At 76.5% G+C, this 20,380-nt stretch carries 17 protein-coding genes and 2 riboswitches; of the genes, 4 read left to right on the top strand and 13 right to left on the bottom strand.

Annotation, left to right across the window (positions count from 1 at the left end; genetic code table 11):
• Window positions 1-224: 224 nt before the first annotated feature.
• Genes FS882_RS20255 through rhaI form a run of 3 tightly spaced genes read right to left on the bottom strand, consistent with a single transcriptional unit; the run spans window position 225 to window position 3,747 of the window.
• Window positions 225-1,049, bottom strand: coding sequence for a class II aldolase/adducin family protein (locus FS882_RS20255; RefSeq protein ID WP_158375975.1), 825 nt, complete (start codon window positions 1,047-1,049; stop codon window positions 225-227).
• A gap of 35 nt (window positions 1,050-1,084) precedes the next feature.
• Window positions 1,085-2,575: a rhamnulokinase gene (locus FS882_RS20250; RefSeq protein ID WP_158375973.1), complete on the bottom strand. Its 1,491-nt coding sequence runs from the start codon at window positions 2,573-2,575 to the stop codon at window positions 1,085-1,087.
• A gap of 5 nt (window positions 2,576-2,580) precedes the next feature.
• Window positions 2,581-3,747, bottom strand: a complete 1,167-nt coding sequence (gene rhaI / locus FS882_RS20245) for an L-rhamnose isomerase (protein ID WP_158375971.1) — start codon at window positions 3,745-3,747, stop codon at window positions 2,581-2,583.
• Between the two features lie 205 nt (window positions 3,748-3,952).
• On the opposite strand from rhaI, the gene FS882_RS20240 reads away from it, so the two are divergent.
• Window positions 3,953-4,978, top strand: a complete 1,026-nt coding sequence (locus FS882_RS20240) for a LacI family DNA-binding transcriptional regulator (RefSeq protein WP_158375969.1) — start codon at window positions 3,953-3,955, stop codon at window positions 4,976-4,978.
• A gap of 18 nt (window positions 4,979-4,996) precedes the next feature.
• On the opposite strand, the gene FS882_RS20235 is transcribed toward FS882_RS20240, so the two are convergent.
• The 3 genes from FS882_RS20235 to FS882_RS20225 are packed head-to-tail and all read right to left on the bottom strand — an operon-like array spanning window position 4,997 to window position 8,055.
• Window positions 4,997-5,821 carry a carbohydrate ABC transporter permease gene (locus tag FS882_RS20235; RefSeq protein ID WP_222848276.1) on the bottom strand — a complete coding sequence of 275 codons (825 nt, stop codon included), beginning with the start codon at window positions 5,819-5,821 and terminating at the stop codon, window positions 4,997-4,999.
• On the bottom strand, window positions 5,818-6,747 hold the full coding sequence (locus FS882_RS20230; protein ID WP_158375967.1) for a carbohydrate ABC transporter permease: 930 nt from the start codon (window positions 6,745-6,747) through the stop codon (window positions 5,818-5,820). Before FS882_RS20230 ends, FS882_RS20235 begins: the two co-directional genes overlap by 4 nt.
• A 3-nt stretch (window positions 6,748-6,750) precedes the next feature.
• The gene (locus FS882_RS20225; RefSeq protein WP_158375965.1) at window positions 6,751-8,055 is read right to left on the bottom strand and encodes an ABC transporter substrate-binding protein; all 1,305 of its coding nucleotides are present in this window, start codon (window positions 8,053-8,055) and stop codon (window positions 6,751-6,753) included.
• Between the two features lie 260 nt (window positions 8,056-8,315).
• Between FS882_RS20225 and FS882_RS20220 the strand changes: the two genes are divergently transcribed.
• On the top strand, window positions 8,316-10,616 hold the full coding sequence (locus FS882_RS20220; RefSeq protein WP_158375963.1) for an alpha-L-rhamnosidase: 2,301 nt from the start codon (window positions 8,316-8,318) through the stop codon (window positions 10,614-10,616).
• Between the two features lie 52 nt (window positions 10,617-10,668).
• On the opposite strand, the gene FS882_RS20215 is transcribed toward FS882_RS20220, so the two are convergent.
• The 3 genes from FS882_RS20215 to FS882_RS20205 form a co-directional block, all read right to left on the bottom strand.
• Window positions 10,669-11,850: a MalY/PatB family protein gene (locus FS882_RS20215; protein ID WP_410053305.1), complete on the bottom strand. Its 1,182-nt coding sequence runs from the start codon at window positions 11,848-11,850 to the stop codon at window positions 10,669-10,671.
• A 68-nt stretch (window positions 11,851-11,918) separates the two neighbouring features.
• Window positions 11,919-13,280, bottom strand: coding sequence for a PP2C family protein-serine/threonine phosphatase (locus FS882_RS20210; RefSeq protein WP_262348440.1), 1,362 nt, complete (start codon window positions 13,278-13,280; stop codon window positions 11,919-11,921).
• A 111-nt stretch (window positions 13,281-13,391) separates the two neighbouring features.
• A complete protein-coding gene (locus FS882_RS20205) occupies window positions 13,392-13,787 on the bottom strand; it encodes an ATP-binding protein (protein ID WP_187365405.1) in 396 nt (131 codons plus the stop codon).
• Between the two features lie 134 nt (window positions 13,788-13,921).
• On the opposite strand from FS882_RS20205, the gene FS882_RS20200 reads away from it, so the two are divergent.
• The gene (locus tag FS882_RS20200; RefSeq protein ID WP_158375959.1) at window positions 13,922-14,287 is read left to right on the top strand and encodes an STAS domain-containing protein; all 366 of its coding nucleotides are present in this window, start codon (window positions 13,922-13,924) and stop codon (window positions 14,285-14,287) included.
• Window positions 14,288-14,323: 36 nt separating this feature from the next.
• Here the strand turns inward: FS882_RS20200 and FS882_RS20195 are convergent, their stop codons facing one another.
• The 4 genes from FS882_RS20195 to FS882_RS20180 form a co-directional block, all read right to left on the bottom strand.
• The gene (locus FS882_RS20195; protein WP_410053304.1) at window positions 14,324-15,730 is read right to left on the bottom strand and encodes an NtaA/DmoA family FMN-dependent monooxygenase; all 1,407 of its coding nucleotides are present in this window, start codon (window positions 15,728-15,730) and stop codon (window positions 14,324-14,326) included.
• A gap of 10 nt (window positions 15,731-15,740) precedes the next feature.
• Window positions 15,741-16,868, bottom strand: coding sequence for an LLM class flavin-dependent oxidoreductase (locus FS882_RS20190; RefSeq protein ID WP_158375957.1), 1,128 nt, complete (start codon window positions 16,866-16,868; stop codon window positions 15,741-15,743).
• A 61-nt stretch (window positions 16,869-16,929) separates the two neighbouring features.
• Window positions 16,930-17,496 (bottom strand): flavin reductase family protein, encoded by a 567-nt coding sequence (locus FS882_RS20185; protein ID WP_158375955.1) that lies wholly within the window; start codon window positions 17,494-17,496, stop codon window positions 16,930-16,932.
• Window positions 17,493-18,098, bottom strand: coding sequence for an NADPH-dependent FMN reductase (locus FS882_RS20180; RefSeq protein WP_158375953.1), 606 nt, complete (start codon window positions 18,096-18,098; stop codon window positions 17,493-17,495). The genes FS882_RS20185 and FS882_RS20180 overlap by 4 nt, the downstream gene beginning before the upstream one ends.
• Window positions 18,099-18,139: 41 nt before the next feature.
• Window positions 18,140-18,243, bottom strand: a riboswitch (SAM riboswitch).
• 225 nt (window positions 18,244-18,468) lie between these two features.
• A riboswitch (SAM riboswitch) is annotated at window positions 18,469-18,582 on the top strand.
• Window positions 18,583-19,062: 480 nt separating this feature from the next.
• Between FS882_RS20180 and FS882_RS20175 the strand changes: the two genes are divergently transcribed.
• Window positions 19,063-20,379, top strand: a complete 1,317-nt coding sequence (locus FS882_RS20175; RefSeq protein WP_158375951.1) for an LLM class flavin-dependent oxidoreductase — start codon at window positions 19,063-19,065, stop codon at window positions 20,377-20,379.
• Window position 20,380: the final 1 nt, after the last annotated feature.

Below are 20,380 nucleotides of genomic sequence, written 5' to 3'. Positions count from 1 at the left end.
GACCGTGTCGCCCCGGGGGTGTTCCTGCAGGTCAGCCATGCAAGAACGCTACCGGCGACCACCGACACCACCCCCGGATCGCACACCCGCCCTGGGGACCACGCACGCCCCGCGCCCTGTGGAGGACTCGGCACCCGCCCGCCGAGCGGTCACCCCGCCGCCTCGGCCCGATCCGGTCCCGCCCCAGGGCCCGGTCCCGCCCCAGGACCGCGGAACCCCGCCCCTCACGCCCACGGCGAGTCGACGCCGAACTCCGTCGCCACCGCCGCGATCTCCTCCCGGGTGAGCCCTTGCGCCCGCCGACCGGCGACGAGGTCCAGGTACTCGTACTTCGCCCCCGTCTCGGCGTACTCGACCCGGTCGACGGCCCGCGTCACCGAGAAGTCGGACCGCGACATCGTGCCGTGCTTGGACCACAGGACGATCTCGTGCTCCCGCAGGCCGGCGACGTTCGCGGCCTGCAGCTCCTCGGAGCCGGGGATCATGAACTCCAGCACGCCGACGCCCTGGGACAGCGACACGATCGACTCGGGCTCCCAGCGCAGGATGGCCGCGTTCATCGCCCGCGTGTCCCGGTAGGCCGGGATGTGCGACAGGTAGGTCAGGTGCGGCGGCTGGGCGTGCACGACGGCCTGGAAGTCGAGGCCCCGGCGCGCGACCTGGTCCTGGTGGACGGCGAGGTGGGAGTTGAACTCGGAGGTCAGCCGCTCGAACAGCCGCCGCGGCGAGGTGTGCAGGGTCGCGGTGGTCCCGCCGTCGTGGATCCGCACGGCGCCGATCGCGGCCTCGGGGTCGGCGGCGATCTGCCGCAGCCGGCGTCCGGACCCGGTGGCCAGCACGGTGCGCCCGGCGAGCGCCGGGGCAGCCAGTGGAAGGGTGATCTCCTCGGTGATCGGGAACCGGCGGCGCAGCTCGACGTCCCAGCCGACGTAGACCGAGATGTTCCCGGCGCCGGCCTCGGAGGCGTCGATGGCGCAGATCCGGGAGCCGGCCTCGCCGATGGCGGCGAGCAGCTCGTCGAGGTCGGGGAACGGGGGGTGCAGGGGCATGTCGTGTCCTTCGTCGTGCGCGGGTGGTGGTGCCGTCACGGCCACAGGCGCTCCTCGGCCCGTGCCCACGGCTGCTCGGTCCCCCGGGGGTGGTGCGTGACGAGCGCGGACGATGCGCGCACGACCTCGCGCACCGCCGTCAGGCCCCCGGACAGCTCGCCGAGCGCGAGCGCCTGGGTCAGCAGGTTGCCGATCGCGGTGGCCTCGACCGGCCCCGCGACCACCGGCAGGCCGGTGGCGTCGGCGGTGAGCCGGCACAGCAGCGCGTTGCGCGCGCCGCCGCCGACCACGTGCACGACCTCGACGTCCCGGCCGGACAGCGCCACCGCGGTGCGCACCGCGCGCCGGTAGGCGAGCGCGAGCGAGTCGAGCACGCAGCGCGCGACCTCCGCGGGGCGCTCCGGCACCGGCTGCCCGGTGCGCCGGGCCGCCGCCGCGATCCGGGCGGGCATGTCGCCGGGCGGTGTGAACGCCGGGTCGTCGACGTCGACCACGGTGCGCAGCGGGGGCACGTCACAGGCGGCGGCGAGCAGGGCCGGGAGGTCCTGCGGGTCGCCGGCGTCCGCCCAGCACCGCAGCGACTCCTGGAGCAGCCACAGCCCCGCGACGTTCCGCAGGTAGCGCACGGTGCCGGCGACGCCGAGCTCGTTGGTGAAGTTGGCCGCGCGCCCCGCCGGGGTCAGCACCGGGGCGGGCAGCTCGACGCCGACGAGCGACCAGGTGCCGGACGAGATCCACGCGGCGGGGGCGTCGCCCAGCGGGACCGCGGCCACGGCGGAGGCGGTGTCGTGCGAACCGACGGCGACGTGCACCGCGCCGGCCAGCCCGTCCCCGCCGGCCCCGGCGAGGACCGGGCCGAGCACGGTCCCGGGCTCGACGAGCGGGGCGAGCAGCCGCCGCACGTCCCCGGCGGGGGAGGCGGCGAGCGCGTCGAGCACCGCGAGGCTCCACCGGCGGGTGGCGGGGTCGAGCATGCCGGTGGTCGACGCGTTGGTGACCTCGGTGGCCTCGGTGCCCGACAGCCAGCGGCCGAGCAGGTCGGGCACGAGCAGCAGCCGGTCCGCCGCGCGCGGGGACGTCGCGGCCCCGGCGGCCGATCCCGCGGCGAGCAGCTGGTACACGGTGTTGAACGCCTGCACCTGGCTTCCGGTGGCGGCGTAGTGCGCGGCGGGGTCGAGCAGGCGGGCGAACGCGTCCGCGGCCCCGGCGGTGCGGCCGTCGCGGTAGTGCACCGGGTTGCCCAGCAGGTCGCCCTCGACGTCGAGCAGGCCGTAGTCGACGGCCCAGGTGTCGATGCCGACCGACGCGACGGGGCCGTGCGCGCGCGCCGCGGCGCGCAGGCCGTCCTGGACGCCCGCCCACAGGGCGAGCACGTCCCAGTGCAGCCGACCGCCGGCCCGGACGGGGCGGTTGGGGAACCGGCCGGCCTCGTGGGTGGTGAGCCGCCCCGCCTCGAGACGCCCGGCGAGCACCCGCCCGCTGGACGCCCCGAGGTCGACGGCGACCAGCGAGGGGGGAGTGGGCATCGTCGTCAGGCGCCCCAGCCGGCCTGCTGCCCGCCGACCCGCTCGGCGGCGATCCGCTCGCCGTAGCCGGACGCGGCGTAGGCGGCCACGGGGTCGCGCGGCAGGCCGCGCTCCTCGCGCCAGTCCGCCAGCGCGGGCCGGACGTCGGTGTAGAACGCGTCCATGTAGACCGCGTTGGCGGCGAGCACGTCGCCGGCCTCCTGGGCCGCGGTGAGGGCGTCGCGGTCGATCAGCAGCGCCCGGGCCGTCATCTCCTGGACGTTGAGCACCGAGCGGATCTGGCCGGGGACCTTGTCCTCGATGTTGTGGCACTGGTCGAGCATGAACTGCACGTCCGACCCGGGGTCGATGCCGCCGCCGCGCACGACCTCGGCGATGATCCGGAACAGCTGGAACGGGTCGGCGGCCCCGACGATGAGGTCGTCGTCGGCGTAGAACCGGGAGTTGAAGTCGAACGACCCGAGCCGCCCGAGACGCAGCAGCTGGGCGACGATGAACTCGACGTTGGTCGACGGGGCATGGTGGCCGGTGTCGAGGCACACGACGGCGCGGTCGCCGAGCGCGGTGGCGTGCGCGTAGGCGGTGCCCCAGTCCGGGACGTCCATCGTGTAGAAGAACGGCTCGAAGATCTTGTACTCCAGCACCAGCCGCTGGTCGGGCCCGAGGCGGTCGTAGATCGCGCGCAGCGACTCGGCCAGGCGGTCCTGCCGCCCGCGGATGTCGCCCTGGCCGGGGTAGTTGGTGCCGTCCGGCAGCCAGATCTTCAGGTCCCGGGACCCGGTGGCGTGCATGACGTCGATGCACGCGTAGTGGTGGTCGATCGCCTTGCGCCGCACCGCCGGGTCGAGGTGGGTGAGCGAGCCGAACCGGTAGTCGTCGTCCTGGAACGTGTTCGAGTTGATGGTGCCGAGCCGCAGGCCGAGGTCGTCGGCGTGGGCGGCGAGCTTGCCGAAGTCGTCCACCAGGTCCCACGGGATGTGCAGCGCGACCGACGGGGCCAGGCCGGTGAGCCGGTGCACCTCGGCGGCGTCGGCCAGCTTCTCCTCGACGGTGCGCGGCGTGCCGGGGGTGCTGAACACCTTGAACCGGGTGCCGGCGTTGCCGAACGCCCACGAGGGCAGCTCGATCGCCTGCCGGTCGAGAGCGGCGGCGATCTCGGGGGTGAACGACATGGGGTGTCTCCTTCGACGTGTGGGTGAATCGTTTCAGTCCGACGGTGGACGACGCAAGTCCCGTCACGTCGGAGAGCCTGGTGAATCGGTGCGCCGCCCCGGAGGGCGCGGTCCGGGTGCGGGGCCGCCCGCGCGGCTATGCTGCGCCGGACGGCTCCCGGCACCCGGGGCCGGCGCGGGCACCCGGACGGAGCGGAGGTGAGCGGTGTCGACCTCGGCCACCCGCCGCAGCTCGATCGGCGACGTCGCGCGCCTGGCGGGCGTGTCCGTCGGCACGGTGTCGAACGTGCTGAACCGCCCGGACCGGGTGGCGGCCGCGACCCGCGACCGGGTGCTCGACGCGATCCAGCGCCTGGCCTTCGTGCCCAACGCGTCCGCGCGGCAGCTGCGCGCCGGCACGATCACCACGGTCGGCGCGATCGTCCTGGACATCCGCAACCCGTTCTTCACGGAGGTCGCCCGCGGCATCGAGGACAGGCTCGCGGCGGCGGACCACACCCTCATGCTCGCCAGCTCCGACGACGACCCGGAGCGCGAGGCGCGCTACCTGCGGCTGTTCGAGGAGCACGGCGTCTCCGGGCTGCTGGTCGTCCCGACGGGCGACGACCTCGGCCCGCTCCTGGCGCTCGCGTCCCGCGGGGTGCACACCGTCCTGCTGGACCGCCCGTCGCCGACCGACCTGCTGTCCTCGGTCGCGGTGGACGACGTCGCGGGCGGGATGCTCGCGGGCGAGCACCTGCTCGACCTGGGGCACCGCTCGGTCGTCATGCTCAACGGCCCGCACGCGATCCGGCCCTGCCGGGACCGGCTGACCGGCCTGCGCCGCGCCGTGGAGCGGCGCGGGCTGGACCCCGACACGGTCGTGCGCGAGGTGCCGCTGCCGTCCCTGGACGCCGGCGGCGCCGCCGGGGTGTTCGCCGCCCTGCTCGAGGACGACGAGCCGCCGACGGCCGTGTTCTGCGTGAACGACCTGGTCGCGATCGGCGTGCAGCGGGAGATCCGCCGCCGCCGGCCGGACCTGATCGGCAGCATCGCGATCGTCGGCTACGACGACATCGAGGTGGCGGCGGAGCTGGCGACCCCGCTCACCTCCGTCCGGCAGCCCGCGCACGCCCTCGGGTACCGGGCCGCGGAGATCCTGCTGGCGCGGTCCGCCGCCGGCGAGCCCGTGAAGCAGCACCAGGTGTTCCAGCCGGAGCTGGTCGTCCGGTCGTCCAGCGTCCCGGCCTGAGTCGCGCGGCGGCACGGGTCAGCCCTTGACCGCGCCCGAGGTCATGCCCGCGACGATCTGCCGGTTGAAGATCACGTACATGACCAGCGGCGGGATCGTGATGAGCAGCACGTCCGCGAACAGCAGGTTCCACTGGTTGAGGCCCTGCGACTGGAAGTTGTACAGCGTGAGCTGCACGGTCGCGTTGTCCGCGCCCGGCAGGAAGTACAGCGCGTAGGTGAAGTCGTTGAAGACGGTCACCGCCTGCACCACGACCACGGTGACGATCACGGCGCGCAGCAGCGGGAAGATGACCGAGAAGAACAGCCGCATCGGCCCGGCCCCGTCGATCAGCGCCGCCTCGTCGAGCTCGCGCGGGATGGTCGCCACGAAGGCCCGGAACAGCAGGATGCAGAACGACAGCCCGAACGCGACGTGCACGGCGATCAGGCCGGCCATCGTCTTGAACAGGCCGATGCCCTGCAGCACCCAGATGGTCGGGACGACGGCGGGCGGGATGATGAGCCCGGCCAGCACCATCGCGTCCACCACCGGGTTCCACCGGCTGCGCCGGCGCTGCACCACGTAGCCGACCATCGCGGCGAGCACGGTCATGATCGCGACCGAGACGACGGTGAGCACGGTGGAGTTCCAGAACGCCCGGACCAGGATGCCGTCGTTGGACTCCAGGACGGTGCGGACGTTGTCCAGCAGCGCCCACTCGGTCGGCAGCGAGAACTCCAGCAGGGAGGCCTCCTGCTGCGACTTCGACGCGGTCAGCAGGACGAACACGAACGGGACGACGAACACCACGGTGCTCGCGAGGATCGACACCGACCCGAGGACCACACCACGGCGCCTCACAGGGTCACCTCCTTGCGGTTGAGCCACCGCGACAGCGGGAAGATGATCACCGCGATCACGACGAACAGCACGACGTTCCCGGCGGTGGACAGCCCGTAGAACCCGGCCTGGTACTGCTTGTAGATCACCGACCCGATGACGTCGCTGCTGAACCCGGGCCCGCCGCGGGTCATGGTCCAGATGAGGTCGAACGACCGCAGCCCGCCGATCAGGGACAGCAGGACGACGGTCACGGTGGCGGGGCGGACCAGCGGCAGCGTGATGTTGCGGAAGTTCTGCCAGGCGTTGGCGCCGTCGACGCGGGCCGCCTCGTAGTACTCCTGCGGGATCGCGACCAGGCCGGCGATGTAGATGAGCGTCGCCAGGCCCACGCCCTTCCAGACGTCCACGAGCGCGACGGAGAACAGCGCCAGGCTCGGGTCGGTCAGCCAGCCCGGTCCGGTGACGCCGACCCAGGACAGCACCTGGTTCACCGCGCCGTCGAACGGGTCGAGCAGCACCTTGAACGTCACGCCGACGCCGATCGTGCTGACCAGGACCGGGAAGAAGACCACCGAGCGCAGGTAGCCCCGCGCGATGATCTGCGAGGTCAGCAGCACGGCCAGCGCGAGGCCGAGCACGACCTTCGCGCCCGAGGTGAGGAACGCGTACACGAACGTGTTCACGAAGCCCTTGACCAGGGCGGGCTCGCGGAAGAACTGGGCGAAGTTGTCGAGCCCGATGAACTCCGCCGAGTACAGGTCCCAGCGGGTCAGCGCGTACCAGAAGGACGCGCCGGTCGGGACGACGAACAGGACCAGGTAGAAGACGCCGGCGGGCAGGAAGAACCAGCTGGGGTACGGGCTGCGCCGCCCGGCCCGGCGGGACTCCCGCCGGGCCGGACGCGACGCCGCCGTGCCCGCGGGGGCGGGGCGCACGAGGGTCATGTCCTACCAGTCCAGGCCGAGCTGCTGGGCCTGCTTGACGACGTCCTCGTCGTAGAGCGCCGCGCCGTCCTCGGCGCTGCGGATGCCGGAGCCCACCTCGACGGTGATCTGCTCCAGCGCCGGGCCCTTGATGGGGGACAGGAACTCCAGCGCGAGGCCGGTGTCGCCGCTGTCGAAGTACGGCTGCATGTCGGACACGAGCGCCGGCACGTCGTCCGGCAGGTCGCACCCGTCGACCACGAACGGGCCGCCGAGCGTCGAGGCCTCGGCCTGCGCGGCGCAGCTGTCCGGGGTGACCAGCCAGGCGAGGAACTCCTTGGCCGCGTCGAGCTGCGCGCCCTCGGTCGTCGTGGGGATGTAGGTGCCGTTCGGCATCCACACCGTGAGGCCGTTGGCGTCGCCCTGCGAGCTCGGCAGGGGGAACACGCCGAGGCTGTCGGCCGCGTCGGGGTAGTTCTCGCCGATGGCGGCGGCGACGTTGCCGGTGAGCATCGGGTAGTGCGCCGCCCGGCCCTCCGCGAGCATCTTGACCGCGTCGTCGTAGGTCGCGGACGCGAAGTCCTCGTTCATCAGGCCGGCGTCGAACACCTCCTGCAGGTGCTCGAACCCGGCGAGCGCGGGCTGGTCCGCGAACTTCGCGTCCCCGGCCGTGTACGCCTCGGCCCAGCCGGGCTCGGCCGTCTCGACGTTGTAGAAGTCGCCGAGCACCGGGACCTGCGAGGTCCAGGTGTCGCCGTAGGACTGCGCGACGGCGACGAGCCCGGCGTCCTTGATCGCCTGGTTGTTCGCCATGTAGTCGTCCCAGGTCGTCGGGACCTCCAGGCCGAGGTCGGCGTAGACGTCCTTGTTGTAGATCACGGCGCCGGCGAACGAGGCCCCGACGGGCGCGCCGTACAGGCCCTGGTCGGTCGAGACGACGGTGGCGAAGTTGTCGTCGAGCGTGTCGACCCAGTCCTCGTCGTCGAGCGGCACCAGGTTCTGGTCCGGCTTGAGGGCCTGGAACAGCGACCCGGAGTTGTACCAGAACAGGTCGTTCATCTCCCCGGTCGCGAGCCGGGTCTTCACCAGGTTGTCGCCCTCCGAGCCGGCCGGGTGCGTCTCCACCTCGATGGTGACGTCCGGGTTCTCCTCCGCGTAGGCGGCCTTGAGGCCGTCCCACAGCTCGACCGACGCCGGGGTGCTGTCGATGTACACCGACAGCGACGTGGCCTCGCCGTCCCCGGCGTCGCCGGAGCCGCCGCAGGCGGTCAGGGCCAGGGCGGCGGCGACCGCCGCCGCACCGGCCGTCAGGGGTCGGGTCCTGTTCACGCGATACCTCCTCGTAAGGCGCCGGGCGTCGTTGCCCCGACAGTGCTTGAACCGATTCACTGCTGCGGCGAGGCTAGGGGAGTCGCCCACCTGGGTCAAGAGTCCCAGGGGTCACGACTTCGCATCGCTCCGCTGCGGCGCGGTGGCCCTTGACGCCGCGCCGCGGGCCGGGCGACGATGCCTGCGGTACGGGTTGAAGCGATTCACCTGGTGAGCGTGCCGACCCGCGACGACGACGTCGACGAGAGGACCACGGACCCATGACCACCTGGCAGGCACGGTTCATCGCGCCGGACGCCGACCTGGACGCCGCGCCGCTGCTCCGGCGCACGTTCGCTCTCGACCAGGACCCCGGCGAGGTCGCCGCGGCCGAGCTGCTGCTCACCGCGCTCGGCGTGGTCGAGGCGCGGATCGACGGGCAGGCGGTGTCGGGCGACCTGCTCACGCCGGGCTGGTCGGCGTTCGAGGAGCGCCTGCGGTACGCGCGGCACGACGTGACCGCGCTGCTGACCCGGCGCACGCCGACGATCGGCCTCGCGCTCGGCGACGGCTGGTGGCGCGGGCGGCTCGGCTGGGGCGAGGGGGCGCGGCCGTACGGCGACGAGGTCGCCGGCTTCGCGGAGCTGCGGATCACCTACCGGGACGGCGCGGTGCAGGTCGTCGCGACGGACGGGACGTGGTCCGCGGCGGCCGGTGCCGTGACGGCGGACTCGCTCTACGACGGGCAGGAGGTGGACGCCCGGCGGCTCGACCCGGGGTGGGCCGGGCCGTTCGACGGCGCGGCCCCGGCGGACCCGCGCTGGGGCGGCGTGCACGAGGTCGCGTCCGACACCGCCCGGCTCGAGCCGTACCTCGCCCCGCCGGTCCGCCGGCTCGACGAGCGCGCACCGGAGCGCGTCTGGCGCAGCCCGGCGGGGAAGGTGCTGGTCGACTTCGGCCAGAACCTCGTCGGCTGGGTGCGGGTCCGGGTGCGCGGCGCCGCCGGCGACGTGGTGACGCTGCGGCACGCGGAGGTCCTCGAGCACGACGAGCTCGGGGTCCGGCCGCTGCGGGCGGCGAAGGCCACCGACCGGTTCACGCTGTCCGGCGGCGACGACGTGTTCGAGCCGACCTTCACCTTCCACGGCTTCCGGTACGTCGAGGTCGACGGCTGGCCCGGCGGCCCGGACGCCATCGGGCCGGACGCGCTGACGGCGGTCGTGGTCGGGTCGGACCTCACCCGCACGGGCTGGTTCGAGACCTCCGACCCGTTGCTGAACCGGCTGCACGAGAACGTCGTCTGGGGCATGCGCGGGAACTTCGTCGACGTGCCCACCGACTGCCCGCAGCGGGACGAGCGCCTCGGCTGGACCGGCGACATCGCCGCGTTCGCGCCCACCGCGTGCTTCCTCGCCGACGCGTCCGGGTTCCTCGGCGACTGGCTGGTGGACCTGTGGGCCGAGCAGCGGGCGGACGGCTACGTGCCGTACGTCGTGCCGGACCTGATCCGCCGGATGGCCCAGGGGCCTGCCGAGTTCGAGCCGGCCGACGCGACCGCCGTGTGGGCCGACGCGGCGGTGTGGGTGCCGTGGGCGCTCTGGCAGGCCTACGGCGACCGCGCGGTGCTGGAGCGGCAGTACGACTCGATCGTCGACCACGTGCGGCACGTCGCGGGGCTGCTGTCGCCGAGCGGCCTGTGGGACACCGGCTTCCAGTTCGCCGACTGGCTGGACCCGGACGCCCCGCCGGACCGCCCGGACGCGGCCAAGGCGGACAAGGGCGTCGTGGCCACGGCGTGCGCGTACCGGACGGCGGACCTGGCGGCCCGGGTGGCCGGGGTGCTCGGCCGGGACGCCGACGCGGCGGAGCTCGCCGCGCACGCCGACCGGGTGCGGGCCGCGTTCCGCGAGGCGTACGTGGACCCCTCGGCCCGCCGGGTGCGGTCCGACGCGCCGACCGTGTACGCGCTGGCGATCGAGTTCGGCCTGCTCGACGACGACGAGCGCGGCTGGGCGGGGGACCGGCTCGCCGAGCTGGTGGCGGCGGCCGGGCACCGGATCTCGACGGGGTTCGCCGGCACGCCGTTCGTCACCGACGCCCTCACCTCGACCGGGCACGCGGACACCGCCTACCGGCTGCTGCTGCAGCGGGAGGTGCCGTCCTGGCTGTACGCCGTGACGATGGGCGCGACGACGATCTGGGAGCGGTGGGACTCGATGCTGCCCGACGGCACCATCAACCCCGGCGAGATGACGTCGTTCAACCACTACGCGCTCGGCGCCGTGGCCGACTGGCTGCACCGGGTCGTCGGCGGGCTCGCGCCGCTCGAGCCCGGGTACGCCCGGGTGCTGGTCGCGCCCGTGCCCGGCGGCGGCCTCGAGTGGGTCCGGACCACCCTGGACACCCGGCACGGGCGGGTGCGGGTCGCGTGGCGGCACGCGGACGGCGAGCTGGTGGTCGACGTCGAGGTGCCCGAGGGGGTCGAGGCGGTCGTGCGCCTCCCGGGGCGGCCGGACGAGGTCGTCGGCGCGGGGCAGCACCGCGTCCGGGCGGCGACGCAGCCGCTCCCTGCGCCGAGATAGCACCCCGGCGCCGAGGGAGGGCCGTGCGCAGCCCTCCCTCGGCGCGGGTGCCCTACCTCGGCGAGGGGTCCGGCGTGCCGGCGGGCGCGTCGGCGGCGCGGGCGATCCGGTCGACCGCCTCGGTCAGGACCTCGGGGGAGCAGGCCAGGTTCAGGCGGGCGTGGCCGGCGCCCTGCCGGCCGAACGCCGGGCCGCTGGTCAGGGCGACCCGCGCCTCGGCGAGCACCCGCGCGGCCGGGTCGTCGCCCCAGCCGAGGGCGGACAGGTCCAGCCACGCGAGGTAGCTCGCCCCGGGGCGCCGGAACCCGACCTGCGGCAGCCGCTCGGCGAGCAGCCCGGCCAGCAGGTCCGCGTTCTGCTCGACCGCCGCGACCGTCTCGCGCAGCCAGCCCCGGCCGTCGGTGAAGCCCACCCGCGTCGCGATCGCGCCGAGGTGGCCCGTGCGTCCGGTGACCTCCTCGGGCAGCCCGTGCACCAGGTCGGCCATCGGGCCGCCGTCCGCGACCACCAGCGCGCACTTCAGCCCGGCCAGGTTGAACGCCTTGCTGCCGGACTCGGCCGCGATCCCGTGAGCGCGGGCGGCGTCCGAGACGGTGAGGTACGGCGTGAACGGCCGGCCGGCGTGGGTCAGCGGGGCGTGGATCTCGTCGCTCACCACGAACCCGCCGCGCCGCTGCACCACCTCGGCGAGCGCGGCCAGGTCGGCGCGGTCGTGCACCAGGCCCAGCGGGTTGTGCGGGTGGCACAGCAGCACCCCGCGCGCCGCGCCCGACGCCAGGGCCGCGTCGATGCCGTCGAGGTCGAGCCGGTGGGTGCCGCCGTCGTCGAGCAGCGGCACCTCGACCACCGTGCCGCCCGCCTCCGGGACCAGGTCGAAGAACGGCGGGTACACCGGTGGCGTGATGACGACGCCCTGCCCGGGCGCGACGAGCCGGCGCAGGGTCTCGACGATCACCACGCTGACGTCGGTGGTCGTCCGCATCCGCGCCGGGTCGGGCGACCAGCCCCAGGTGTCCGCGGCGTACGCGGCGAAGGCCTCCGGGACCCCGCCGCCCGAGGCGGGCGCGTACCCGGTGTCCCCGCGGTCCACCGCCTCGTGCAGCGCCGCCGCGATCGCGGGCGCCACGGGGTAGTCCATCTCGGCGACGAACATCGGCAGGACGTCGTCCGGGTGGGTCGTCCACTTCTCGCTGCCGCGGCGGCGCAGGACGTCGAGCGGGTGGGCCTGGGTCACGGGGGGCACGTCCCGCAGGGTAGGCGCGCGGCGGCGAGCGGTGCACCCCGCGGGCGGGCGCCCGCCGGCTACGCGCTCAGCGCGTCGGCTGCCCCCTCGGCGCGCGAGGGCGGCCCGGGCACGCCGGGCGGCGGCCCGCCCAGCCGGACCGCCACCAGCGCCACGTCGTCCTCGCCGGGGCCGCCGGGCAGCTCGGCGAGCAGGACGTCGCACAGGGCGTCCAGGTCGCGGCCCGCGTGCCGGCCCAGCGCGGCCCGCAGGTCGCGCAGCCCCTCGCGCAGCGGGCGGTCGCGGCGCTCGACCAGCCCGTCGGTGTAGAGCAGGACCGTGGAACCGGGCCCGAGGACGGTCTCGTGGTCGGCCCGCGGCCGGTCCGGGCGCACGCCGAGCAGCATGTCGGGCCGCGGCTCGTCGAGCACGCGGACGGTGCCGTCGGCGTCCACGACCATCGGCGGCGGGTGCCCCGCGCTGGACCAGCGCAGCCGGGTGACGCCGGCCGCGCGCTCCGCCGGCGTCTGCTCGACGCGCGCCACGACGACCGTCGCCAGGGCGGGGATCTGCAGCGTGCGGACCGCGGCGTCCAGCAGCGTCAGGACGTCGGACGGGCGGTTCCGGGTGACCACCGCGATGGCGCGGAGCATCGACCGCAGCTGCGACATGAGCGCCGCCGCCTCGACGTCGTGCCCCACGACGTCGCCGATGACCAGCATCGTGCCGCCGTCGTGCTGCGGGAACGCGTCGTACCAGTCGCCCCCGACGCGGGCGGCCTCCGCCGCGGGCTGGTACCGGACGACGACCTGCAGGTGGTCGGGCTCGACCGGCGCGCTGAGCAGGGAGCGCTGGAAGGTCGCCGCGACGTCGCGCTGGCGCCGGTAGAGCCGCGCGTTGTCGAGGGCGAGCGCCGCGGTGGCGGCCACCTCCACGACCGACGCGATCCGCGCCGGGGACAGCGCCGCGCGGCCCGGCCCGTTGAACAGGCTCACCGCGCCCAGCGTCCGGCCGCGGCTCTTGAGCGGGGCCACGGTCAGGGAGGTCGGGGCGAGCTGCTCGACCAGGTCGCGGGCGGAGCCGGGTGCGAGCACGCGGTCCAGGGCGTCGACCGCGGCGTCGTGCACGTGCACGACCGCGCCCGAGTCGATCGCGCGCATCAGCATCGAGCCGGGGACGAGCGCCCCCATCCGCGCGTCCGCGTAGGCGGCCACCAGGTCGCGCCGGTCCGGGTCGGCGTGCCACCAGCCGACGTCGCGCAGGCGCCGCCGGGGCGCCCGGGACTCGTCGTCCTCGACCAGCGTCACGAGGCACCAGTCCGCGACGGCGGGCACGAGGAGCCGGGCGAGCCGGCCCACCGCCTCGTCGGCGTCCATCGTGCCGCCGAGCTGGGCGGCCACGGCCGGCACGAGCGGCTGCTGCGTGTCGATCGTCTCCCGCACGCGGCCACCTCTCGTCCCGGCGCCGCCCCGCGGCTGCGGACGGACTGCCGGGGCCGACGGTACGTCAGAGGCGCGCGGGCGCGCGCGAGGATCCTGCCCGCCGGCCGCGGGTCACCAGCGCAGCGTGAACCAGACGACCTTGCCGCCGTCCGGCGCTGGCCGCCAGCCCCACGCCGAGGTCACGGCGTCGAGGATGTGCAGGCCGTGCCCGCCGGGCAGGCCCTCGCGGCCGCTGCGCCGGCGGGGCGGGACCGCGGCCGCGGCGTCGCCCACCTCGTAGGTGAGCTGGCGGCGCGCGCCGACCACGCTCACCGTGATCGTCCGCGTCCCGGGGGCGTGCCGCAGGGCGTTGGTGAACGCCTCGCTCATCGCGAGCTGGACGGCGTCCACGACCTCGCCCGGCGCACCCGCCGCGCTGGCCCGCTCCATCGACCAGGACCGGGCACGCGAGAGGGACGACGCCGACGACGGGAAAGCGCGCTCCTCACCGCCACCAGTCCCGTGCACCCGCCGACCGTAGCCGACCGCGGCGGGCGACGCCGCGCGGACACGTCCACCTACCCGGCACTCACCCCGCCCCTCACCCGGGGGCCGTCCGGCCTCGGCGCGACGGGAGGTCGAGCGGCCCGCATACTGACCCCGTGACGACGCTCCCGCCGCCCGCGGGCGCCCAGCCGCCCGGCGGACGCCTGCTCGTCGACCCCGCCCGGCCCGCGGTGCTCCGCGCCGAGGGCGAGATCGACATCGACGTGGTGCACCGGCTCGCCGACGAGCTGGGCGTCGACGAGGTCGGCGCGGGCCGCGTGCTCGCCGCGGCGGGGGTCGAGGAGGTCGACCTGAGCGCGGCGACGTTCATCGACTCGTCCGCGCTCGCGCTGCTCGTCTCGATCGCGCCGCACCGGCGGCCCGCGCGGCTCCGGGTCCGGGGCGCGACGGGCGCGCCGCTGATGACGCTGCAGGTCACCGGCCTGGACGCGGTGCTCGAGCTCGTGCCCGCCGGGGCCTGATGGCCGGGCGGGGCGTCCGGGACCGCCGGGCGGCGGTCACACCCCGGCCGTCGCCACCTCGCGCGCGCCCGCGGCGGTGCGCCGCGTCAGCGGGCCCCGGAGCCCCAGGTGCTCCCGCAGCGTGGTCCCCGCGTACGCGGCCCGGTACGCCCCGCGCTCCTGCAGCTCCGGCACCACCCGGTCGACGACCTCGTCCAGCCCGGACGGGACGATCCACGGACTGAGGTTGAACCCGTCGACGGCGCCCGTGCGGACGAACCGCACCAGCCGGTCGGCGACGGCCGACGGGGTGCCGACGAAGCCCCGCTCGCCGGACACGCGGATCACGAGCTCGCGGAGCGACAGCCCCTCGGCCTCGGCGAGCGCGCGCCAGCGAGCGGCGACCTCGTGCGTGCGGGCCCCGGTGGTGGACGAGCCGCCCTCGCCGCCGAGCTCCGCCACGACCGGGTCGTGCGCCGGCAGCGGGCCGTCCGGGTCGTAGCCGCTCAGGTCCTCGGCCCAGATCGTGCCCACGACGTGCAGCGCCGTCGCCGGTGTGACCTGCTGCCGGGCGACCCAGCGGGCCTTCTCCTCGGCCTCCGCGGGGGTGTCGCCGACGACGATCGCCGTGCCCGGGAAGATCTTCACGTCGTCCTCCGGCCGGCCCGCCGCCGCGGCGCGCGCCCGGATGTCCGCCGCGAACGCCAGCGCGTCGGCGAGCACCGAGCCGTGCCGGGAGAAGATCACGTCCGCCGACCGCGCGGCGAAGTCCCTGCCCTGCGGCGAGTCGCCGGCCTGGAAGATCACCGGGTGGCCCTGCGGGCTGCGCGGGGTGGTGGGGTCGATCGTCACGTCCACCAGGTCCCCGTGCGCCTCGACCCGCGCGACCCGCCCGCCCCCGCCCTCCGGCCACGCGTCCCAGATGCGCCGGGCCGTCGCGAGGACCTGCTCGGCGCGGTCGTAGCGGCGGGCGTGGTCCAGGTAGCCGCCGCGACGGAAGTTCTCGCCGGTCCACGCGTTGTCGGTCGTGACGACGTTCCAGGCGGCGCGGCCCCCGGACAGCACGTCGAGGCTCGCAAGCCGCCGGGCCAGGTCGACCGGGTCGTTGTACGTCGTGTTCTGGGTGGCGACCAGGCCGATCCGCTCGGTCACGGCGGCCAGCGCCGCGAGCTGGGTGATCGCGTCCGGGCGGCCCACGACGTCGAGGTCGTGCAACCGGCCCCGGCTCTCCCGGAGCCGGAGACCCTCCCCGAGGAAGAACGCGTCGAACAGGCCGCGCTCCGCGGTGCGGGCGACCCGCTCGAAGGACGCGAACGCCGTCTGCGACCCGGACTCGGGGTCGGACCAGATCGTCGTGTGGTTGACGCCCTGGAAGAAGACGCCGAGGTGCACCTCGGCGTCGGGGCGGGTGATCGGGTGCGCGGCGTCGGCGGTGCGGTCGGGGGTGCGGTCGGTGGTGGTCACGGCGGGCTCCTCAGGCGGTCGCGCGGGCCGCGCCCGCGAAGCGGTTCTCGGGCCGGGCGAGGCCCAGGTGGTCGCGGAGGGTGGCACCGCCGCGCGGGGCGGCGGTCCGGCGGTCGGCGCGCAGCGCGGGCAGGACGTCCCGGGCGAGCACCGGCAGGTCCGCGTCGAGGGACGCGGCGAGCAGCCGGACGCCGGCGACGGCGGGGTCGTCGGCGAGCTCGGTGAGCAGCGCCACCAGCCCGGCCGGCGTGCCGACGTGCCGCAGCGCGGCGCCCGCGGCCCACGGCGCGGCGGCGCCCGCGTCGAGCTCGGCCAGGCGGGCGCTCCCGGTGCGCCCCTCCGCGTCGAGGACGAGCTGCACCTCCACCACCGCCCGCGCACCGGGATCGCCGTCCACGACCGCGCGCGCCGCGGCCCGGGCCTCCGCCACGCCGGACCCGCCGACCAGCACGACGTCCACCAGCCGCTCGCCGTCCCGGCCGGGCCCGGCGACGTCCCCGGCCCGCGCGAGCACGACCGGCTGCCCCTGCGGCGGCCGCGGCGTGATGAGCGGGCCGACGACGGAGAACGACTCCCCGGCGAAGTCCACCCGGTGGATCCGGTCCCGGTCGACGTACCGGCCGGTGGCGACGTCGCGGACCACCGCGTCGTCCTCCCAGGAGTCCCACAGGTCGCGGACGACCTGGACGACGTCCCGGGCCTCGCGGCCGAGGTCGGCGACCGGCGCGCGCCCGTAGGCGGCGGGCGCGGCGTCGCCGGGGGTCACCGCGGCCAGCCAGCCGGCGCGGCCGGACGCGGCGAGGTCGAGGGAGGCGAGCTGCGTCGCGACGTGGAACGGCTCGGGGTAGGTGGTCGGCACCTCGGGCACGAGGCCGATCGCGGTGGTCGTCCGGGCGACGAACGCCGCGCGGGTGACCGCGTCGAGACGGGCCGACGCGGGGGCGCCGGGGACGGCGGGCAGCGCGGCGTCGGCGAAGGTGGCGAAGGTCAGGCCGGCGTGCTCGGCGTGCCGGACGGTGCGGGCCAGGCGGGCGCCGGACACGAGGTCGGCGGGCGAGAGGCCGGACAGCGCGGCGGCGGCCGGGTGCGCGCCGGCGCCGTCGACGTCGAGTCCGGTGAGGAGCGGGGGGACGGTCACGGGGGTCTCCGGTGGGTCGGGGGAGCGGCGGGATCGGGGCGGGTGCGGCCGAGCCGCGGCGTCACAGCGCGGTGTGCGTGCCGATCCGGTGGTAGGTGCGGTCGTGGTAGACCAGCGGCGAGGCGCCGTCGCCGGCCGCCACGTCGTCCGGGCCGCCCGCGGACAGCGCCCGCAGCGACACGAGGTACGAGTCGCCGACGGGCGTGCGCTGGACGACGCGGGCGCGCACCCAGGACACCGCGCCGTCGATCACGGGCTCACCGGTCGGGAGCGAGGACCAGCCGCCGGCGGCGAACCGGTCCAGGCCGCTGGTCGCGAACCGCGCGGACACGTCGTCCTGGTGGTCCGCGAGGAAGCTCACGGCCAGCGTGGGCGCCGCGGACACGGCGGGCCAGGAGGACGACGTCGACGCGAGCGAGAACGCGAGCAGCGGCGGGGCCGCGGACACCGAGATGACCGAGGTCGCGGTGAACCCCACCGGCCGGCCGGCGTGCCGCAGCGCGACCACGGCGACCCCGGCGGGGTGCCGGCGGAACACCCGCTTGAACTGCTGCGGGTCGAGCTGGGGCTCGTCCTGCTCGGCGAGCAGCCGCTCGAGCGGGCCCAGGTCCGTGCGCTCGGCGGTCACCGGGTCGCCCCGGCGAGCGCGGCGGCGGGTGCGGCGGCGGGCTCGGCGGATGCGGCGGGCTCGGCGGCCGGCGCGAGCCCGAGCGCCCGGCGCAGCGGCGCGGCGGCCCGGGCCAGCCACGCGTCCAGCGCGGGGTCGAGGTCGGCGAGCTGGGCCTCGGTCACGGTCAGCGAGCGCGCGGGGACGACCGCCCCCAGCTCGACGAGCACGGGGCGCAGGTGCACCTCGCCGGCGAGCGCGTGCGCCGGGTTGCCGGACACCACGAGCGGCACGGCCACGACGCCGGCCAGCCCGTCGGGGCCGTACAGGTCGAGGAACGCCTTGAGCAGGCCGGTGTAGGACGCCTTGTAGACCGGGGTCGCGATGACCGCCACGTCGGCGGCGGCCACCCGCGCGAGCGCGGCGTCGGTGGCGGGGTGCGCCGGGGCGAGCAGCTCGCCGGCGAGGGTCGCGAGGTCGACGACCTCGACGGCGGCGGTGGCGGTGGCGGGTTCGGCGGACGTGAGCGCCGCCAGGCGCTCGGCGGCGGCGCGCGCGGCGGCCAGGGTGCGGGACCCGGCGCGCGGGTTCCCGGAGACGGCGACGACGGACGGGGACGACATGGTGGCCTCGCAAGGGTGTCGATCACGGTTGCCGTGCGGCGGAGCGGCGCGTGCCGGCCGACGGCCAGGTCATCTCCCGGAGCACCCCGCCGTGACGTGGGGTTGCTGCCCAGCCAGCCGGGGCTTGGCGCTGGGACTCGTGACCTCGGGGCGGAGGTCTAGCACCCGTGCCGCCGGCCCGTGCGCAGCGGCGGGGGAGTTCTCACGATCCGGGACGGTGCGAACGTCTGGGACCGTCGTCCTGTGACATCGCTCCGGCATGCGAGACGCGGCGGCTCGACCGTTGACGCCCCCCGGCCTGGTTCGTAGGTTCCGGGCACCGGTTCGACACCGGGGCGCGCCGCGCGGCGGGCCCCGCGACGCACCGGGTGGTCATGAGCTCCGACGCGAAGCCCCGGCTGGTCGGACGGCAACCCCCCGCGCGGGTGGGTGCCCCGGGTGAGGACCAGGTCCGCCGCCGCCGGCGACGGACAACACGCGGACCCGCCCGGCCGGGCGGGGGCACACGAGGAGAACGCATGAGCCGGACCGTGCAGGCGCCGTGGGCGCCCTCGGCACCCGCCCTGCCGACCACCGCCGCCACGACCGGCGGACGCTGTCGCTGTCGCCGCTGACGGCACGCCCGCCGGCCCGGCGCCTCGCCCGGGGCGCCTGACCCCGGCCTCCCGCGGCGCCTGACCCGCACCCGGCCGCACCCCGGGACGCCGGCCACCGACCCGGCCGGCCCGCGCGAGCGGTCCCCGCGCCGGCCCGCGCGGGCTCGCGCCGGCCCCGCGCGGGCTCGCGCCGAGAGAGGACGCGCGGGCCGAGACAGGACCCACCGCGGTCCGATCTCGGCGCGGGGGTCCTCCCTCGGCGAGCCGTGTGCCGCCCGCCCGCTCGTCGATCCGCCGCCCGCGCGTCGCCGCGGCACGCCCCCGGCGCGCCCGCGACCGCCTCACCACCCGCCCCGAACGGAGCCGTCATGCCCTTCTCGTCCCCTCGCGCCGGCCGCCGCGCGCTGCTCGGCGTCGACCTGACCGCCGCGGGCGCCCGGCCCGGCGCGCACGGTGCGCTCGGCGCGGTCGCCGCCCGTGCGTTCGACGGCGAGCGGCTCGCCCGCCTGGTGCACCGGGCCGACCGCGGCCTGCTCGACCTCGTGGTGCTCGGCGACGCCCTGCTGCTGCACCCCGGGCGGCAGCGGGTGCCCGGCCGGCTGGACGCCGCCGTCGCCGCGGCGCGGGTCGCCCCGCTGGTGCGCGCCGCGGCGCTCGTGGCGGGCGTCCCGCACGACCAGGTCGAGCCGGGCCACCTCGCGGGGGCCGTCCGCGGCGTGCAGAGCGCGGCCGGCGCCCTCGCGGGCTGGCAGCTGTCCGGCCCCGCGATCCCCGGCGCCTTCGCCGACCTCGGCGCCCCTGCCGCGCCGGGCGCCGCCCACCTCGACCACCCCGCGGCACCCGCCGCCGCCGGTGCTCCCGCGACCGCCGGTGCTCCCGCGGATCCTGCCGCTGCCGCCGAGCGCGCGTGGGCCGACCGCGCCGCCGCCGCCCTCGACGCCGTCCTCGCCGCCTGGGACGCGGGGGAGCCCGGCGCGGTGCGCCGCGGCGGGGACGGCCGGTTCCGCGTCGACCACGACGGCATCCGGTTCGCGGTCCGGGGCCGGTCGGTCGCCCGTGCGGGCGGCGGGGCGGGCGGGGTCCCCGCGACACCCGCGGACCGCCCGCTCGTGGTGGTCCCGGTCGCCGGCCCGGCGGCCGAGGCGCTCGCCGGCCGGTACGCCGACGTGGCCCGCCTCGCCTCGCCCGACCTCGAGTCGGCCGTCGCGGCGCGGGACCGGGTGCGCGCGGCTGCGGTGGCCGCGGGCCGGCCCGCCGACGCGGTGCGCGTGCTGCTCGACGTCGACGTGGCCCTCGCCGACGACCGGGACGCCGCCCTCGCGCGGCTCGACCTGGTCCGCTCCGTCGACCGGCCGGACCTCGGCGTCGCCGGCGCCGTCGTCGCCGGCACCGGGGAGGACCTGGCGACCGTGCTCGCCGACGCCGTCCGGGACGGCGCGGTCGACGGGTTCGTCGTGCGCCCGACGTCCGTGGAGGCCGACCTGGCGGCGCTCGTCGACCGGACGGTCCCCGCGCTGCAGCAGGCGGGCGCCTTCGGGCTCCGGCCCGGCGACGGGGACGAGCCGACGGGCCGGGACGAGCCGAGAGGGCGGGACGAGCCGGCGGACCGCGCCGTCGTCCCGCGCGCCGCCCGGACCGCCCCCGCCGAGGGCCCGTGGTCCGCCGCCCCGTTCGCCCTGACCTGAC

Source organism: Cellulosimicrobium cellulans (assembly GCF_007679345.1).
GTDB lineage: Bacteria > Actinomycetota > Actinomycetes > Actinomycetales > Cellulomonadaceae > Cellulomonas > Cellulomonas cellulans_A.
Note: the sequence above shows the minus strand (reverse complement) of the source record. Positions and strands in the feature narration are given on the sequence as shown.

Coding starts and splice junctions, on each gene's coding strand:
- FS882_RS20255 (WP_158375975.1), bottom strand. CDS start 1,049: ATGCCCCTGCACCCCCCGTTCCCCGACCTCGACGAGCTGCTCGCCGCC.
- FS882_RS20250 (WP_158375973.1), bottom strand. CDS start 2,575: ATGCCCACTCCCCCCTCGCTGGTCGCCGTCGACCTCGGGGCGTCCAGC.
- rhaI (WP_158375971.1), bottom strand. CDS start 3,747: ATGTCGTTCACCCCCGAGATCGCCGCCGCTCTCGACCGGCAGGCGATC.
- FS882_RS20230 (WP_158375967.1), bottom strand. CDS start 6,747: ATGACCCTCGTGCGCCCCGCCCCCGCGGGCACGGCGGCGTCGCGTCCG.
- FS882_RS20220 (WP_158375963.1), top strand. CDS start 8,316: ATGACCACCTGGCAGGCACGGTTCATCGCGCCGGACGCCGACCTGGAC.
- FS882_RS20180 (WP_158375953.1), bottom strand. CDS start 18,098: ATGTCGTCCCCGTCCGTCGTCGCCGTCTCCGGGAACCCGCGCGCCGGG.
- FS882_RS20175 (WP_158375951.1), top strand. CDS start 19,063: ATGCCCTTCTCGTCCCCTCGCGCCGGCCGCCGCGCGCTGCTCGGCGTC.